We start from the raw sequence: 15,514 nt of genomic DNA, 5'->3' as shown, positions 1-15,514 counted from the left end.
CTTAAAGGGTGGATCTTTGGTGATGAATCATCAAGGCAATGGACTCAATCGTTGTATGGTAAGAAATATCGATTCCAAAACCCTCTCCATCAGACATATCGACAAAAGAAAGTTCTAGCTGAATATTTTAATCTTGATGAAGACCTAATCCAGACTGTGATTTATTTTTCTGGTGATTGTCGCCTGAAGACAGCATTACCAGTAAATGTCATGGATAGGGGGCTGGGTCGCTACATAAAAAGCTTCAGAAACAAACGTCTATCTCCTGAACAAAAGAGTCAGCTGATAAAACAGGTAGGTTCTCATATTGCCACATGCACAGTCACAAATCGTGAGCATGTTAAGTCCCTTCGTGAACGACACAACTCCCACACCACATGTCCACGATGTGGTTCAGATCTAGTTGAAAGAGTCGCCAGAAATGGTCCTAATGCTGGTAAGACTTTTCTCGGTTGCCGAAACTACCCTAAATGTAGATTTATAAAAAATAAATGACAGCAAATGTATGATTAAGTCGTATTATACTTACCATAATGTGTCTAGTGTGTAGCCTAAAATATAAGCTACACTTATATTACTAATTAAAAAACAACTAAAAATAAGAATGTGATAATAAAGGTGAAAGTTACGAAGATAGCCACTCACTTATTCATACTTTTATTTATGCGTTATGCTTTTTAAATCTTAATCAATAAGGAATAATAAAATGAAGAACCTATTTACCATCTCTGTTTTTATAGTCACGTGTTTGACGGGGTGCCAAACTACTTCTCCTTATAAAATGACTAATACCTTTAATGTAGAAGAAGTTGCATGGGCAAAAGAGCCAGGATCTGCTTCAATTAGCGGTGAAGCATTCATGAGAACACAAGGTGGTGATATAAGAACTTGTGCTGGAATTGAAGCATCATTAACGCCAGTTTCATCTTATGCTGATGAACGTATGCTTCTACTATATGGAAGCAATTGGGAAGGTTACAATGACAGTCGTCAGCTACCTGCTGGGCCAACTGAGTATAATAGTTCAACTATTCGTACTATTTGTAACGCTGATGGTGAATTCTACTTTAATGACTTAGCCGCTGGTGAGTATTACCTAGTTACTCCTGTCACATGGATGGTAAAACAGCTTCAAGGTGGGAATATGATGCGAAGAGTTAAACTCGATGATGGTGAGAGTTTATCACTTATTATCACGCCATAACCAACTATATAAAAAGGCTCAATTCTGAATATTGAGCCTTATGAACTTAAAAAACTTCAGGGGGTTACTGGTAGCATTTCTATAGCTTGGTGAGGACATTCAGCCAGAACTTAGCTCCTTCGTTATCAGATAGCCATATGCTGAGCAACTCTTTAGGGCCATCTATATTAACACCTAAAGTGAGATAGACAGGTTTGTTGAACATCAGCTTATCCTGTTGGATTTTTACGACGATGCAATCAAGGTAAACAATAGGATAGAGCTCAATTATCGCGTGAGTCTGCCATTTTATATCTTGCTCCAATGTGGAGTCAGTGACTTTGAATATAAAGGTTGGTGAGATGCCGGCTTTATACATCTCTTTGAGTGTGGTGACGATTTCTCTGATCGTCATTCCGTTGGCATACAGGCTTAGGATCTTATCGTCCATTGACTGGAATAGAGTCTGGTGCTTACGAATTAGCTTAGGTTCACAGTGTCGTAACAATGAACATCAATTCTTCCTATTGGTAGTTCCTCTCGGGTTTGCTTGACAACCTCTTCTAGCCTTTCTTCTATAGCACTTGGACAGAAGGCAAGAGTAGCTAAGGGTAAGAATAGATAATTATACATTTCACCGCACTTTGGGCATCTTAAGTCAGAGTGGTTTGACTCTTGCCGAATATAGTTAACTCTCGCCATATGTGCCTCCTGCTTTTTATATCCATTTATATGTATATTCAAACTGTAGTCTACGTGCTTGCAATTAGCCATAAAGAGGTAGGGTTATATAGTGAAGTAGATTTTATAAAGTTTTTTAAAGAAAGTAATCATAGTGGTTATTTTTGATTACAGAAATCATATGGAGCAAATTTTAATTTTACACTGTGTTATTAATCAAGGGCATGCCCATGCCGATTCCGTAACAAGGTGAACTTAAAACTTATATTAAATTCAGTACTTAGTAATATAAGGTGCTGATATGAATAAGAAGTTTAAGTTCACCCCCTCCTCCCTCAATAACCTTCCGAAAAATCCCGCATCGTCTAAGTCTACAGAGCTTGAATTCTCCGATACCGAAGTTATTGGCTTGAAATGCCTTGTTGGCAAGACTGGGAATAAGCGGTTCTTGCTGCGCTACACCAGTCCTGTTACCCGAAAGAAGGCATCGATAGGTCTGGGGCGTTGGCCTGATATCGATTTACTCACGGTTCGCAAGAAAGCCCGTAAGCTGAAAGAGCAGGTTGTTGATGGTATCGATCCGAGACAGGAGCGAGACAAGAAACTGAACAATGTCATGCCGACTGTCAGTGAGTTCTTCCATAAGGTTTACCTGCCACTGGCCAAGAAGCGAAAACGTACCTGGAACGATGATGAGGCGCGGTTCCGCCATTGCCATTCCATCCACAATCTGCCTTTCGACCAGCTGACGGCGAATCACTTGTTGAAGATCCAGTTAGATATGAGTGAGGCAAAGTGTCGTGATGGTGTTTATGCTGTGGCGACAGTGAACCGCGTCATCGCCCTGATGAAGACCGTCTGTAAGCTGGCATTTCGCCTTCTTGATATACCGAACGTTGGTGACAAGGTTTCGCTGCTTCCCGAAAACAATATTCGAACCCGATACCTAGATTTAGATGAGACAAGGCGGTTAGTCAAGGCTGCACGAGAATATCATTGTCCAAATACTGGTGGCTTTATTGCGCTGCTTTTCCTTACAGGATGCCGGGACTCTGAGTTGCGCTTAAGACGTTGGGATGAACTGGATCTGGATAAGCGTATCCTGAGCATTCCACGAACTAAGAACGGCTCAAGCCATGTTATCTACTTGTCTGATTTGATGGTGGAGATCTTTCGCTCCATTCAGAGAGTGACGGGCAATCCATACATATTTGCAGGTAACAAGATCGGTAAACCCATCTACCAGCCTCGATATGCATTTAAAGTGATCAAAGTAAGGGCTGGTATCGAAAATCCTGATGAGGTGGTGTTTCATACCGCGAGGCATTCGGTAGCCAGTAACCTTATCTCGAACGGGGTGGAGCTGACAGCAGTACAGAAGCTATTGAACCACCGTGACATTAGCAGCACCCAACGCTACGCCAAGTTAAGTGAAGCCAAGCAGCGTGATACGGCATCCTATCTATCGGCAATGGTGGAGCAGAGACCCGAAATAAAATGGGGATGAAGTTGATATTAATTAAGTAGTCTATTGCATAGCACTATAGAAAAAGCCCCTATTGGCGACGAGCCAATGGGGGCTTTTTCGTTTAAAGAAGGAATCAATGATGAAAACCATCCGTAAGTTTGATGAGGTAGAAAACTTGCCAGTTCCCTTGGCGATTAAAGATCAACTCCATCGCCATCTAACTGAACCATTTGATGGTGACGTTGAAGTAACACGGCAGTTCTGGAATGAAGTCAGTACGACGCTGTTTCTGATTGAGGAGAGCGATGTTGATGACACGCTTGCTGGGCAGAGTGAGGATATCCAACATCTTCTGAGATTTGTCACTCACTATCCTGAGTTTGTCTTGTTGTTGAATGATAATAGCTGTAACTGGCTATTGGCATTGGCCGTGATCACCTCTGAAGGTGCTGGCTGCTATATCGTTGCCCCCATGTCCAGCAAAACCTATCCCGTTCTGACCTTGGCTGATCAAGCTGAAGCCTGAGTCTAACTTCAACTATTAACTTCTCAGCATAAAGAGGATTTTCCTATGACCCGTAAAACAACCAACAATAAAGCTAACGCTGATGACAAGCCGGAAATCAGCCAGGAACAAGAGCTGACAGTGAATGAACAGGGTGCAGAACCGGAAGCTGGTGCTGTTGCTGTTAGCCATTACTCCAACATTGTTCTGCAAGGCAAAGCCAAGAAGCTAAGCCCTAAAACGGAAAACCATGTGTTCTACGAGCTGGCTGTTCATGATGAAGAAAACGAGCTGTACCTGAGGCTCAGCGGTAATGAAGGTGGCGGTTTGCACAGCAAGGAATGGATCAAGCTTCAAGATATCCTGACCGTATTGGAAGACCAAGATGATAAGTCGTTTAAGAGCACTGCCCTGAAACCTGTATTCAAGGGGGGCAGTGCCAATAATTCCGGCTTTCTGGCGGCATCATTGCGTGGGTTATTACTTATCAGTCCGTCAGAGAAGTCGGTGTTTCTCCACGTTCTGGCGGAGAACTACACCCAACGTTGCGACGAGTTGCTGTCATTGGTAGGTGAGGCTGACACAGCGAAATAACCACCGCGAATCCTATCACCCCTTCCCCCGGAAACCCCTTCTGACTTTTCATACCGAGCACTGACCGAGAGTGCTTTCCAGTAAAACAAAACGAGACTTTATTATGATATTGACCTTTGACGTTGATAGGCTTCTGCTGCCTGTTACTGTGGACCTGCAAGATAAATTAAACGAGATTGCCAATGAAACTGGCAAGCTAACATCGTCAACTAACGCCCTGACATTTAACTTCAGAGATACAGGTTACAGTGCAGAGTCGGGAGGTTGGCACCCTGTTGAAATCAGAGTTGTTTGCCTCAATGACCGATGGGTATTTGATTACATCACAGACTTCAGCTTCCAGGGGCATCCTTACCCTGAACTGGTGAAGGAGGTCGACTTTAACTTTGGATGTGGCACTGCGAGTTTTCTCTATGTTCCGGAAATGCCGATTACGGATATCGAGGTCTCTGACTTCTATCAGGTATGGGAGATGAACTTTACCGCGTACCTAGGCATGGGTGTGTTTGATGAAATAAAAGTCACAGCCGAGTGAGCCAGCTGACTCTTGTTTCTACAAAATCACCATGTATGAACAGGAACAGTTAGCAAGTCTGCTAAGCCCTTACTAGGGCCACCCATTGTGCCATGCTAGCCATGGTGTAATGGGTGGCCTAGTTCATATGGAATTGAGCTTCCAACGTTTTGCCAATCCGTTGAAACCTGAACCTAAAGAGGGATGAGAAAATCAAGAACTTGGCAGGTGGTGAGCTTGTGGCTGGATGTTAATTTTAGCCTGTTTGGCGCTGGCCTACCTGAGTTTTGCCATTGGGAAATATGGCATAAATTTCGTTTGTATTATTTTCATTGAGATTGATGGCACGGTGGATATTTTCGGAAGGTGATGCCTTATGAGGGAATATCTTTCTCGTGTGTATTGGTGCCTGTTACTTGGCTGGACACAGAGCTGTAAACGAGAGCGGTAAGTCGCTCGGTTATTTGGAAGCGATAGCTAATCCCCATTGCTTTAATAGCAATGGGGATGATGAAGCGTGCTGCCGAAGTATTTCCTATGTCGGCTAGCTAAACGTAAGGGCTGGACTCTATGAGCTCACCTACTGATTCAGCCATAATATTCCCTTTTAAATTAGACTTGCTTACGCAATTATTAATTTAATGTTAGGGGGTTAGCGTGAAAAATGACGTGATTTGAGTTTTCCCTTGTCTGGTATCGGGGGGCGATTTCATCAAACTCATAACTCTGTATATCACCCATAGCTAACCGAGAATCGGCTTTATTATGGCAACTAAAATCAAGAATTAGGGTGGGAATCTGTAGGACTGCAATAGTATGCCATTGCCCGTATTAATGCTTAACACGGCTTCTGGATATAAGGGGGGAAAAGTTAACTACCGGGGGTAGATCTTCAATCCATGATCATGATGATTGCCAAATAGGGCATTAGGAACATGGTGTTCTAATTACCTATAAACCTGATCGGTTTCAATAGGCGGAATCATGGTTACAACTTGCAGCGATCCAGTGAGGCGTACAGCTCCCGTATAAGTTCAAGCTTCAGGCTGGCAGGTGATAGCACCTCTAGTTGAGGCATCCAGGACTTAAGCAGAGGGAGGATATCGCTCAATCTTGATACCCGACTGCTGATGAGCAGGCTTCCGTCACTCAGTTCTTTCAATAATTGTTGGTTAGGCAGAATTGATGCTTCAAGAAAGCGGGATGCAATTTCCTGATCAACTTGTACCAGCACTTCTGCATTGTCTGCGGTCAGCCACTCCATCCCTTGCCTGTGGATCTCCTCGTGCACCTTACGGCTGGGTGTGTATTTATCTTCTTGACGATGAACCTGCGAAATCTTGGCGAGTCTGTACGAATATAGCTGCCCCGAGTGGGTAGCCGCGAGATACCAGATACCTCTGTCATTAACCAACCGATAGGGGTGAACCTGCTCCGTCAGCTTGCCATCGTGGGTAAGGTCAATAATGCCATGGTTGCTTATCGCTTCGGCCAACACTTTAAACAGGCTGCCGTATTGCTCGGGTAGCTCGGAGCGAGGATTTTTAAACAGGACAGTCGCCTGCTCGTTGAACGGGTATTGCTTTGGAAGCAGAGCGGATAGGCCGATATCGTGGAGGAGTTTCTGGTGGTTCTGGTTGCCGCTGGTTCGAGTTGCGGGGTCTAGCCTGTAGCCCTCATTCGTCCTAATGATAGGCGCATTAACCAACCTTTCGTTGAAATCACGGCGTAGGGTCTTCTCGCTGACCTGATAGTCAGACTCAAGCTGTTCTGGGGGCAGTACTTCTCCCATAAACAGCCTTGTCAGTATATCGCCTAGCCTGAAGGCTAACTTTTCACTCTTATCGCTCATACCAATAGCGTAACGGTTCCGGCGGACAGGTTGAGGGCGAACTATTTTTAAATGTTTCAATCCATGGCGCACTCAGATTTGGCATAGCTTTCATAGCGCAAACCGGACAAGGCTTGGCGCTGCTCAATTCACTTTTTCACTATCACGGACACAACCTGACCGCCTTGGCGGTGATACTGGGTGGTGTTTTCAATTGCCGTGTTTTAGCGGAAACCAACGTCAGTAGGAGTTAGATATGACAATTAAACGTATCCTGAACTTTACCCGTACCACTTGCCCTGCCTGTGGCGAATACACCTATGTTGATGGCTCATGCCAGAACTGCGGCCACAGCCACTAGGGAGTTGTCATGGGTATTTTTAAGCTAAGCAAACAGGGCAAAGGCACCTGTAACCATTGCCGAAAGCAGACTAGTGTTATAGGAGGTACGTTCTGCAATCGCTGTGACAGGTGGGTATGTAAAAGCTGCATGGCACCTGGTGGTGTTTGTAAGAAGTGTAAGTAGAGTTCGACTTATTAAGGAGGCCTTATGAGTGGTAGAGGTTGGACTGAGGATCAAGGTGACTATGATGATGGTACGCCTGACTCAGGCCGTAGTCAGGATTGGGATATGGAGCCAGGAGATCCAGGTTGGCTAGGGCCAGATCCTATGGAAGAAGATGACGATGATTAAGCATCATTAACTTCTCGATGTTTACAAGGGCGATAGCAGAAATGTTATCGCCCTTTTTCGTATTTATCAGAAGGAGAAAAATGTGGCTGATAACAGGAAGCATGAATGCAATTCGGAACGAGTTACCTCAAAAAACAGTAAAGACAATGGGCTTAAGGCTGCGCAGGTTGGGGCAGCTATCGGTGCTCGGTTCGGGCCGTACGGGGCTATTGCTGGCGGTGTGGCGGGATTTATTGTTGGCTTTATCGTAGATGAGGTACTGGACGATTAGCTGTGTATCATCCGGTGAATAAAGCAGAGAATTTCCCCTCTGCTTTTTTCTTTATCGTAAAGGTATGATACGTGGTTCCCTTGTTGCATAAGGGCTTAGAGGGGATGTGCACTAAGATCGTTGGGGTAAGTACTTAATGACATTCACACATCAATTGCGATTATCGGCTAGCCGAAGTCCCATTCAATGCTGTCCTTGCATATAAAGTAGAACTCTTCAGGATCTTGGTTGTAGCCGAGTCCTAAGGCTTTCTTACTTTTTAGAGGACCGAGGTAATAGGCTAAATGTGGTGCTTGCTCCCGTAACTTATCCAATGCGTTTTCCAGATTCTTTCTATGGCTTTCAATACTCTTTGCTTCCTCTGGTGTGTCATCTGGTTTTAACGAAAGCTTTATTGACTCTTCTGCCTGCGACCAGTCAATATTTTGTCTTAATATGTTTTTCAGGTCTTTCACCCTGAGAATTTCGCTGCTTTCGTGTTTATTGATGAAGTTGAGAGCTTTGCAGCACTTATCTTCAATTTCTTCTTTTTCATCAATATCTTCTGACTCGTAGTATCTACTGATGAGAGCAAATAAGTTATTTTTCATCTTTTGCTTCAATCCTGCTTTAGAGCCTGATTGCTTGATACTCAGAGAGTTATCATTTCCTAGCCTTCTTAAGCTTTCTTGTTCGATGTCCGAGACTATTTCTTCTAAAGCATATCCAGAGCCTTCGTTATACGTTGATTTACGATATTCTTTCATGATTTTGTATAACAATGTCATACCTTTAGAACCGCGGACAATACCTTCTTTATCAGTCCCAAATTGGATAAGGAACCCTTTACCTTGAGGTTTAAATGTAGCTTGTGCAGGTGTTGGGAAAGCCTTTCTTACTTGCTCCATTAGCCAACCTGAAAAATTACCTTCAATTTGTATTCCTTTGTGCCAAAACTCGCTGACACTCAATAAATCCCAGTCAGGTTTGAATTTTGCATTGTCGAAATAGCTAATCATTGCCATATGGCGTTGCAGTCCTTCTTCGACTGATGATAGCTCATAGTTCGGGATTGGGTTGTTATGCCAATAGATTGGTGGGAGATCTACTGCGTGAGTATGTTGGTTCCTTTCAGCAGTGATTGATTCTGGAAAGTGTGTGAAATGTACAAAGCCTTTCGCTGTAACTTCACCGAATTGTAGTTTTTCCATTAATGTCAGGTGGGCTGCAATGCTAGCTAGTGCTGGTTTGTCCTCCTCCTTGCATGAAGAGTCATCAAGTTCGTCGATAGTCAGTAGCGGTAGCTCATTCCATGCGATTGATTCATCTGCTTCATGCTCAGTTTCACTGACTTCTTTTCTCTGCGGGTGGAAGAACTGGCGATTTCGGTTTGGAGAGTAGCGATAAAATGCATTGTCAGATTCGTCTGCGAATAGGTGGCCATCAATGAAGTTGCTGGCATCAATACATGTATTCTCCTCATCATCGTAGTAGCTGTAGAGTGGATTGTGTTCGTAATAGTTGAAGGGTAAGGCTGTTACCAGTTCTTCACGTTTCCAGTCTAAATTTTTATCTTTTGCTTCTAAGTCCCATTCTCCTCGTTGTTCTTCTACTGGTATCCCTAGTTTTCTTTCTGCTAGCCAAAGGCAAGCGCTATAGGCTTTCTTTAATGAAATAGACATTTTTTTGCACTTATTGCTCAATCAATTATCCGGATTGTCTCATTTTTTCCAGATTCTTCCAGCCGTAGGGAGTATCAGTAATTGATATCTAGAGGGATCAAATGAGTAATACGTTAATTGATATGACCCAGAAGGTACTCAATGCCTTGCCTCGCCCTGAAAAGGGTGAGCAAGGTGTTGAGTATCGTTGGAAGAAGAATTCGCGCCTGCGTCTGCTAGTTACCGCTACTGGTATGCGTTGGCTAGTTCGCTTTGGCTGGAAAAGGCAGCGCTATTACGAATCGTTTGGCACTTACCCTGAAATGAAGTTTGCAGACTTCAATCAACAAGCCTTCCAATTCATTGCAGATGTGCAGTCTGGAGCTTACCAGAAAGGCTCTCGTCTGACGGTGCAGCAGTTCTTTGATGAAGTGGCTTTACCATACAGTCGCAAGCATCACCGTGATCATAAAACTTTTCTGTCTCGCTCTCGGCGTACCATGAAAATACTTGGAAAGAAGCGTGTTGCTGATGTGACTCGCCGTGATATCGAAGGGTTTCTAAATTCCTTGTCCGGGTTAAGCAATGCGTCAGTGAACCGCTATCAAGCCTTTTTATCGAAACTTTTTTCGATGGCGGTTGAGCATGAAATTATTGATAAGAACCCTGCAAAGGGTGTGAAGAAGCTTGTCGAGAACAATCAGAAAGACCGTGTGTTATCTCCGAAAGAATCAGAGAGCTTCTGTCGTCATGCCTGTGCTGAGCCTAACTTTCTCCATGCGAGTGCTCTCATGCTGAGCCTTCTGACTGGTATGCGCATTGGTAACGTGATCAGTCTGTCTCGCTCAATGTTAGTTGACGACCTGTCTTCTGCGTTGTTGCCTATGACCAAGTCAGGGAAATCACAGCGCATTTACTTCTCTGAACCTGCGAAACGTCTGTTGCGTAGGTGTCTCAAGGTGTCTTTCAACGACTGGGTGTTCCCTTCACTTAAAAAGCAAGGTGAGCATATCGCTTACCCACGAGCCTGTATGGAACGCATTCAGCAGGCCATGAAACAAGAAGGCAGCTTGGATTCACCTTTCACCATTCATGATCTGCGGCGTACTTACGCGACTCAAATGTTGATCGCCACTAATGATATCCGCCTTGCTCAGCAGAGCCTTGGTCACTCCAATGTGAGCGTGACCGAGCGTTATGCCTACTACCAAAACATCCATTTAGCTCAAGCCTCACAGCAGACTGTCGAGGCGATGCTGCCTAACTTTACCTTCGAATAAGGAGTCCCGCATGAAAAACGCACTAACCATTGAAGAATTTGCTGCTGAGTACAGTTTAAATCCGGCGACAGTAAGAACAAACGTAACTCGTAAGCCTGATAGCTTGCCGAAAGTATTGCGCATAGGTCGAAGCGTTCGTTTTCTCCGTACCGAAATAGAAAAGTGGGAAAAAAAGTTACTCGATGCCGCTTAAAACGCACTTTTTTCCAGAATCTTCCTGCTTCTATTCATGTCAGGTGAGAAAGGCTTATCTGGCATGAATAACACAAATTTAATTTTTTTGATTTGGAGACAAAATCATGACTAATGCAACTCTTTTTATCCGCGATGGCCAATCTGTAATCAATGCTGCGACAGCAACAACCGCAACGAATAACGGTGACTTCACCTTACTTTTGGATCACAAGTGTCAGAAACTTGCTTTCAAGCAAGGCGAAGGCGCGGGGGAGCTTTTCGAGCGAGTGAAGAAAGCTGTTAAACCCAATGAGCAATACGCGCTGGTATTGGAGAATGGCGGTTTTATTGATGCTCGTGTGATCTCTACTGCTTTCGTTTCATCGAAAACGGGTAACTTGGTTGTGGTTGGCACTAATGACCGTCCTCTATGCGTTTTTGATACCGATACTTTCAGTGACCTAGACGGGCTTGCAGACGTGATTCTCGATGCGCTTGTTAGCGTGGGTGAAGGCGTGAATATGCCGAAAATCGACTGGACCTCTTACAAGCGTTAATACCACTAAACATAACTAATCTAATGGCTCTCCGGAGCCATTTTTACATTACGAGGATGGAAAGCATGGAAGAATCACTGAGTGTTTGGGCAGACGAACTTTCGACTGTGGTTGAGGAGGCTATCGAGGTAGGGCAAGAGATTGATGAAAGCCTTATGGGTGTATGGGGTGAAGCCAGTAATGACTTTGACTTGGAGTCAACTAAGTCAATCTCTGATGTTGTCATGGAAACGATGCCGTTAGTGGAGCATTTGCCGAGAAAAGAGAAAGCAAAAGGGAAGAAAGGGCGACACTTTGCACGAACAAAGTTCTATGATCGCCCTGTTATTGCCTTCGATACCGAGTATGTTTTGTCTAAGTGCGGTAAATACAACCGAGTACTGAGCTATCAGTTTGTTGTCCGCTACAACGAAAAAACATCAAAACTCGTCTTGTATCCAGACTCAACCAAAAAGTCAGGACGACTAGCGTTGGATTATTGCCTGGCGCGAGTTATCGAAAAAGCTAAAGATGATAGTGTTCTTGACCGTTGGCCGACTGATGTGATCGTGACAGCCCACTTTATGAAGGCCGACCTATTCAATTTCAACCAAGCGTTTGATCAAATCAAAACGCACATCAAGGGTATCCGTAAAACCGTTGCGAGTCTGGGTGATGCGTATGCACTCGACTTGAGTAAGGTGCTCACTCGCCGTATAGATGAGGAGCCAGTTGATGTTTATGACAAACACCGCAATAAACATACTCTGCATATTTCTTTCTACGACACAATGCTGCTGGCCCCCGCTGGTAAGTCGCTGGCTGATGTAGGCGAACTGGTTGGCTTGCCTAAATTGGTTATCCCGGAGCCTTACAGTATCGAAAGAATGAGTGAATATCTTGCTGGTGATAAAGAGGGCTTTGAAGCTTATGGCTTGAGAGACGCGGAGGTATCTGCCTTACATTTCGAAATGACCGCTAACCTGTGTAAAGAGATGGGGTTGAAGTCTGTTCCGTACACGATAGGTGGTATGGCGGTGAAAGCGTTTATCAACTCACTGGATGATCCGAAAAATTACCGTCAGCTCTTTGGCTTTGAGGAAAAGACGTTTGAAGTTTGGTCTAAAGATAAATCTAAAATAAGAACCGTGACGGTTGAGGAGCCAACTAAGGCGCGAAGTACGATGGAATGGTTTGCTGCAGAGTGCTATAGCGGAGGTCGCAACGAAGCATTCTGGGCATCTGCTACTCATGTTGATACTTGGAATGATCTGGATGTGCCTTCGTGCTATGCCGCGATTACGAATGCGCTTAGACCGATTGCGTATGAAAGAATGTACATGAGCACTCGCGTAGAAGATTTCTTTGGTGACAAGATGGCTCTGGCATGGGTTGAGTTTGAGTTCCCGCCAGAGACTCGATACCCGAGCCTTGTCGTAAGAAGTAAAGACTCGCTTATCTTTCCGCTAAGTGGGGAAACGCATTGCACCGGTAATGAGCTTGAGGTTGCGTATAACCAAGGCGCAAAGATTAAGATCAAACAGGGATTTATTTTTCCGTGGGAGAGTGATGAACGGATCTTTGAAAAGTACATGCGCTGGGGGCGACAGAAACGTAAAAGCTATCCTAAAAACTCATTTCAGGAAAAGCTAATTAAGGAGATGCTAAACTCAACATATGGAAAATTTTCACAGAATGTGAAACCGAAAAAAACGTTTTCGGTCGCTGATGGTTACAGCAAACCCCAGCAGCCTTCCAAGCTAACAAATCCTTATTATGCAGCTTATACGTGTGGTATGGCGCGAGCGCTACTAGGAGAAATGTTGGTGGGAGTGCCAGAAGACAAGGTGGTCATATCCGTGACTACAGATGGTTTTTTGACCAATGCTTCTATAGATGAAATCGATTTATCGGGCCCGGTGTGCCAGCGTTTTCGAGACTTGTTCCATCGCATGGAACCAAATGGTGGTGAGATACTAGAAATTAAGCACAAGGCGAAGCAATTGATATGTGCCAAGACTCGCGCCCAGTTTACGGTGATCCCGATGGATGGTTGGGAGCCCGTTCTGGCAAAAGGTGGAGTCCGACCACCCAAAGGTGAAAAAGACCATAACAGTTATATGGTCGAGCTTTATAAAGAACGGACGCCTGAGCATACTGTAGACTCGTCTCACCTGACCTCCTTACGCGTAATGAGCGTTGAGCGGCAAGACATGCTGATGGAAAACAAGAAGTCACGATTGAACCTTGAGTTTGATATGAAGCGTGAGTTGGTTAAGCCGAGAATGATTGATATACAAAGCCAGCCTCATGTGAGCTTTGAGACCAAACCCTTTCACAATGAGTATGAAATGCGTTATACCCGCATTCGCTTCGATGCTTGGCGCAAGAACCGTTGCTTGAAAACGATAGATGACTGGTACGATTGGCAGGAGCGCTTGAGTATGTATAAGGCGAAAAAGGACTGCGATGTCAGATTGAAGAAAGATGAAAAGGCTGATGAGCTTATGGCGCGCTTGTTTGTCCGATTCTACGGTCATGAAGAGTCGGGTATCAGTAAGAAAGATATTACCGCTAAAGCACTTTCTGAATGGCTGGTGGATCTCGGCTATGACGTTAAGCCTAGCCTAGTGCGTGGCGCTGGACGTGCGAAGTTGGTTAAAGGTGCAATTCCCCTGACTCATTCTACCTTGAAGCTTGCTAAGAGACTGGCTGATAAGTTTCCCCAATTTGATCCTGTACCGCTGTTTGCTGCTGATGATGTAGATGAATTGCAGCTTGCCTTAAAACAATAAAATAAATTTTCGTACTGTGTAACTAAGCGAGAGCCCTTGTCTTGCAAGGGCTCTCGGCGTTTGTGTATTAGGTTCGTTGGGGATAGACCCATCAGAAAAACACCCACCTGCAAAATCTTCCAGGAATTTCCAGCTTGTACCTATGCCACCGAGATGCGTGGTGAACTTTTTTTTTTTCAAATATTTTGGAGGGCATTAGCCATGGGTAAAAGTAAAGCGAAAGCACACGTGGTAGCGGAAGGTCATCAACCGGGTGTATACACTGATTATAAAGACGTGCAGAAACAGATCTCTGGATTTAAGGGTAAGGTCAATTGGGGCTGTGATTCTTTGCAGGAGGCTGAAGAACAATTTCGAGCTTTGGGTGCTTGGCGTTGTTTATCACCTGAAAATAGAGCTGAGAAGCTAACACTTGAGAAAGCGAAAGAGATTGTTGCTGAAATGCTGGCGGACTCTGAGTCATATATTAAGCTGCTAACTCAGGATAATCAGCAGACTGAGTTTTCAGAGGTTCATGAGGCGGCACACATTATTTTGACCTGCGAGCTAGGCACTGGTGGTATAGCATCAACGATCACCCACTCTGATGGCACAGTACATGTTGTTCAGACTACTCCGGGTGCAAAGGCTCCACTGAAGCGTCAAGAGCTGGGCTATGAGGCGTTAAAGGTAGCTGGGGGGGGCTATTAAACATGGGGCTGATTCCGTTGAAATTTATGGGCTGGACGATAGTGTGGAGCGTACTCTGTGTCATTTGGCTCCGAATTGGAAGGCGAACGGTTGGCTTAACTCTGCTGGTAAAGCACCTGCGAACCTTGATCTGATTAAAAGTATGCTGAAATTGTATGAGCAGATAAAGGACAAGGTGACGCTAGGACCAAGACAGGCTGAGGTGCCTGATACTGACGACGTACCGTTCTGATAACCCTATCGTCATAACCCTAATTTGATAAACCCTATGGCTGTCGAGCTTGTCGAGGCAGCCATGGGGTTTTCTTTTTACTATCTTTTTTGCTGTCTGAGGTCATGTGGTGTCGATTAATTCACGGAGTTTACCTTCATACTCAGTGGTGTTATACCGCTGGAATACGGCATCTGTGTGCTTGCTGAGGTGCTCTGGTAGGGGATCCGCTGGAGGATTCTAGCCGGAGCTTGATGGGAGTAACACGGTATGTGTTTGGCTGTACGTCTATGAGGTGTATCGGCTTTCGGTAGGTGGGTGGATTACTGGCGAGCTTTGATTGTCGGTATGCTGGTGGATGGTTGAGAGAGCCGGTTGGAGATAGGGTATTCATATATTTATATATAATCCCCAGTACAACAGCAACGCGGTAGCGGCTGTTGTACT

Annotated in this window: 15 protein-coding genes and 1 pseudogene; 13 read left to right on the top strand and 3 right to left on the bottom strand. The window is 44.6% G+C overall.

Annotated features, from left to right (window positions below; genetic code table 11):
• The coding region (locus MHN01_RS04825; RefSeq protein WP_239410280.1) for a nuclease-related domain-containing protein at positions 1-495 on the top strand (495 nt) is incomplete at its 5' end.
• A 211-nt stretch (positions 496-706) separates the two neighbouring features.
• A complete protein-coding gene (locus tag MHN01_RS04820; RefSeq protein WP_239410279.1) occupies positions 707-1,204 on the top strand; it encodes a hypothetical protein in 498 nt (165 codons plus the stop codon).
• 82 nt (positions 1,205-1,286) lie between these two features.
• On the opposite strand, the pseudogene MHN01_RS04815 reads toward MHN01_RS04820, so the two are convergent.
• Positions 1,287-1,676: pseudogene (locus MHN01_RS04815) on the bottom strand (transposase); the annotation flags it as partial.
• A gap of 489 nt (positions 1,677-2,165) precedes the next feature.
• On the opposite strand from MHN01_RS04815, the gene MHN01_RS04810 reads away from it, so the two are divergent.
• The 4 genes from MHN01_RS04810 to MHN01_RS04795 all read left to right on the top strand — a co-directional run bounded on the left by MHN01_RS04810 (position 2,166) and on the right by MHN01_RS04795 (position 4,966).
• On the top strand, positions 2,166-3,371 hold the full coding sequence (locus tag MHN01_RS04810) for a site-specific integrase (RefSeq protein WP_239410278.1): 1,206 nt from the start codon (positions 2,166-2,168) through the stop codon (positions 3,369-3,371).
• A 97-nt stretch (positions 3,372-3,468) separates the two neighbouring features.
• Complete coding sequence (locus MHN01_RS04805; protein ID WP_239410277.1) at positions 3,469-3,858, top strand: hypothetical protein; 390 nt, start codon at positions 3,469-3,471, stop codon at positions 3,856-3,858.
• Positions 3,859-3,903: 45 nt separating this feature from the next.
• Positions 3,904-4,431, top strand: coding sequence for a hypothetical protein (locus MHN01_RS04800; protein ID WP_239410276.1), 528 nt, complete (start codon positions 3,904-3,906; stop codon positions 4,429-4,431).
• A 103-nt stretch (positions 4,432-4,534) separates the two neighbouring features.
• On the top strand, positions 4,535-4,966 hold the full coding sequence (locus MHN01_RS04795; RefSeq protein WP_239410275.1) for a DUF2787 family protein: 432 nt from the start codon (positions 4,535-4,537) through the stop codon (positions 4,964-4,966).
• Positions 4,967-5,933: 967 nt separating this feature from the next.
• On the opposite strand, the gene MHN01_RS04790 is transcribed toward MHN01_RS04795, so the two are convergent.
• The gene (locus tag MHN01_RS04790; RefSeq protein WP_239410274.1) at positions 5,934-6,797 is read right to left on the bottom strand and encodes a YafY family protein; all 864 of its coding nucleotides are present in this window, start codon (positions 6,795-6,797) and stop codon (positions 5,934-5,936) included.
• Between the two features lie 529 nt (positions 6,798-7,326).
• On the opposite strand from MHN01_RS04790, the gene MHN01_RS04785 reads away from it, so the two are divergent.
• Together MHN01_RS04785 and MHN01_RS04780 are read left to right on the top strand one after the other, a co-directional pair.
• Complete coding sequence (locus MHN01_RS04785) at positions 7,327-7,470, top strand: hypothetical protein (protein WP_239410273.1); 144 nt, start codon at positions 7,327-7,329, stop codon at positions 7,468-7,470.
• Between the two features lie 82 nt (positions 7,471-7,552).
• Complete coding sequence (locus MHN01_RS04780) at positions 7,553-7,741, top strand: complement resistance protein TraT (RefSeq protein WP_239410272.1); 189 nt, start codon at positions 7,553-7,555, stop codon at positions 7,739-7,741.
• A 167-nt stretch (positions 7,742-7,908) separates the two neighbouring features.
• Here MHN01_RS04780 and MHN01_RS04775 read toward each other — a convergent pair whose 3' ends face one another.
• Positions 7,909-9,402, bottom strand: a complete 1,494-nt coding sequence (locus tag MHN01_RS04775; RefSeq protein ID WP_239410271.1) for a hypothetical protein — start codon at positions 9,400-9,402, stop codon at positions 7,909-7,911.
• Between the two features lie 101 nt (positions 9,403-9,503).
• Here MHN01_RS04775 and MHN01_RS04770 point away from each other — a divergent pair, with 101 nt between their 5' ends.
• From MHN01_RS04770 to MHN01_RS04750, 5 genes are all read left to right on the top strand, one after another.
• Positions 9,504-10,661, top strand: a complete 1,158-nt coding sequence (locus MHN01_RS04770) for a tyrosine-type recombinase/integrase (protein WP_239410270.1) — start codon at positions 9,504-9,506, stop codon at positions 10,659-10,661.
• 10 nt (positions 10,662-10,671) lie between these two features.
• Positions 10,672-10,854 (top strand): helix-turn-helix domain-containing protein, encoded by a 183-nt coding sequence (locus tag MHN01_RS04765; RefSeq protein WP_239410269.1) that lies wholly within the window; start codon positions 10,672-10,674, stop codon positions 10,852-10,854.
• A 106-nt stretch (positions 10,855-10,960) separates the two neighbouring features.
• A complete protein-coding gene (locus MHN01_RS04760) occupies positions 10,961-11,392 on the top strand; it encodes a hypothetical protein (protein WP_239410268.1) in 432 nt (143 codons plus the stop codon).
• A 65-nt stretch (positions 11,393-11,457) separates the two neighbouring features.
• On the top strand, positions 11,458-14,166 hold the full coding sequence (locus MHN01_RS04755) for a DNA polymerase (protein ID WP_239410267.1): 2,709 nt from the start codon (positions 11,458-11,460) through the stop codon (positions 14,164-14,166).
• A gap of 153 nt (positions 14,167-14,319) precedes the next feature.
• On the top strand, positions 14,320-14,856 hold the full coding sequence (locus MHN01_RS04750) for an RNase H1/viroplasmin domain-containing protein (RefSeq protein WP_239410266.1): 537 nt from the start codon (positions 14,320-14,322) through the stop codon (positions 14,854-14,856).
• The last annotated feature ends 658 nt before the right edge of the window (positions 14,857-15,514 follow it).

It is taken from the genome of Photobacterium sp. OFAV2-7, assembly GCF_022347985.1.
Lineage (GTDB): Bacteria > Pseudomonadota > Gammaproteobacteria > Enterobacterales > Vibrionaceae > Photobacterium.
This window is presented reverse-complemented; position numbering and strand designations above follow the sequence as displayed.

Bases quoted from the DNA above. Each gene is read 5' to 3' on its own strand.
- MHN01_RS04785 (WP_239410273.1), top strand. From the start codon at position 7,327: ATGAGTGGTAGAGGTTGGACTGAGGATCAAGGTGACTATGATGATGGT.
- MHN01_RS04790 (WP_239410274.1), bottom strand. From the start codon at position 6,797: ATGAGCGATAAGAGTGAAAAGTTAGCCTTCAGGCTAGGCGATATACTG.
- MHN01_RS04755 (WP_239410267.1), top strand. From the start codon at position 11,458: ATGGAAGAATCACTGAGTGTTTGGGCAGACGAACTTTCGACTGTGGTT.
- MHN01_RS04770 (WP_239410270.1), top strand. From the start codon at position 9,504: ATGAGTAATACGTTAATTGATATGACCCAGAAGGTACTCAATGCCTTG.
- MHN01_RS04775 (WP_239410271.1), bottom strand. From the start codon at position 9,402: ATGTCTATTTCATTAAAGAAAGCCTATAGCGCTTGCCTTTGGCTAGCA.
- MHN01_RS04820 (WP_239410279.1), top strand. From the start codon at position 707: ATGAAGAACCTATTTACCATCTCTGTTTTTATAGTCACGTGTTTGACG.
- MHN01_RS04795 (WP_239410275.1), top strand. From the start codon at position 4,535: ATGATATTGACCTTTGACGTTGATAGGCTTCTGCTGCCTGTTACTGTG.
- MHN01_RS04750 (WP_239410266.1), top strand. From the start codon at position 14,320: ATGCGTGGTGAACTTTTTTTTTTTCAAATATTTTGGAGGGCATTAGCC.
- MHN01_RS04760 (WP_239410268.1), top strand. From the start codon at position 10,961: ATGACTAATGCAACTCTTTTTATCCGCGATGGCCAATCTGTAATCAAT.
- MHN01_RS04800 (WP_239410276.1), top strand. From the start codon at position 3,904: ATGACCCGTAAAACAACCAACAATAAAGCTAACGCTGATGACAAGCCG.
- MHN01_RS04805 (WP_239410277.1), top strand. From the start codon at position 3,469: ATGATGAAAACCATCCGTAAGTTTGATGAGGTAGAAAACTTGCCAGTT.
- MHN01_RS04765 (WP_239410269.1), top strand. From the start codon at position 10,672: ATGAAAAACGCACTAACCATTGAAGAATTTGCTGCTGAGTACAGTTTA.
- MHN01_RS04810 (WP_239410278.1), top strand. From the start codon at position 2,166: ATGAATAAGAAGTTTAAGTTCACCCCCTCCTCCCTCAATAACCTTCCG.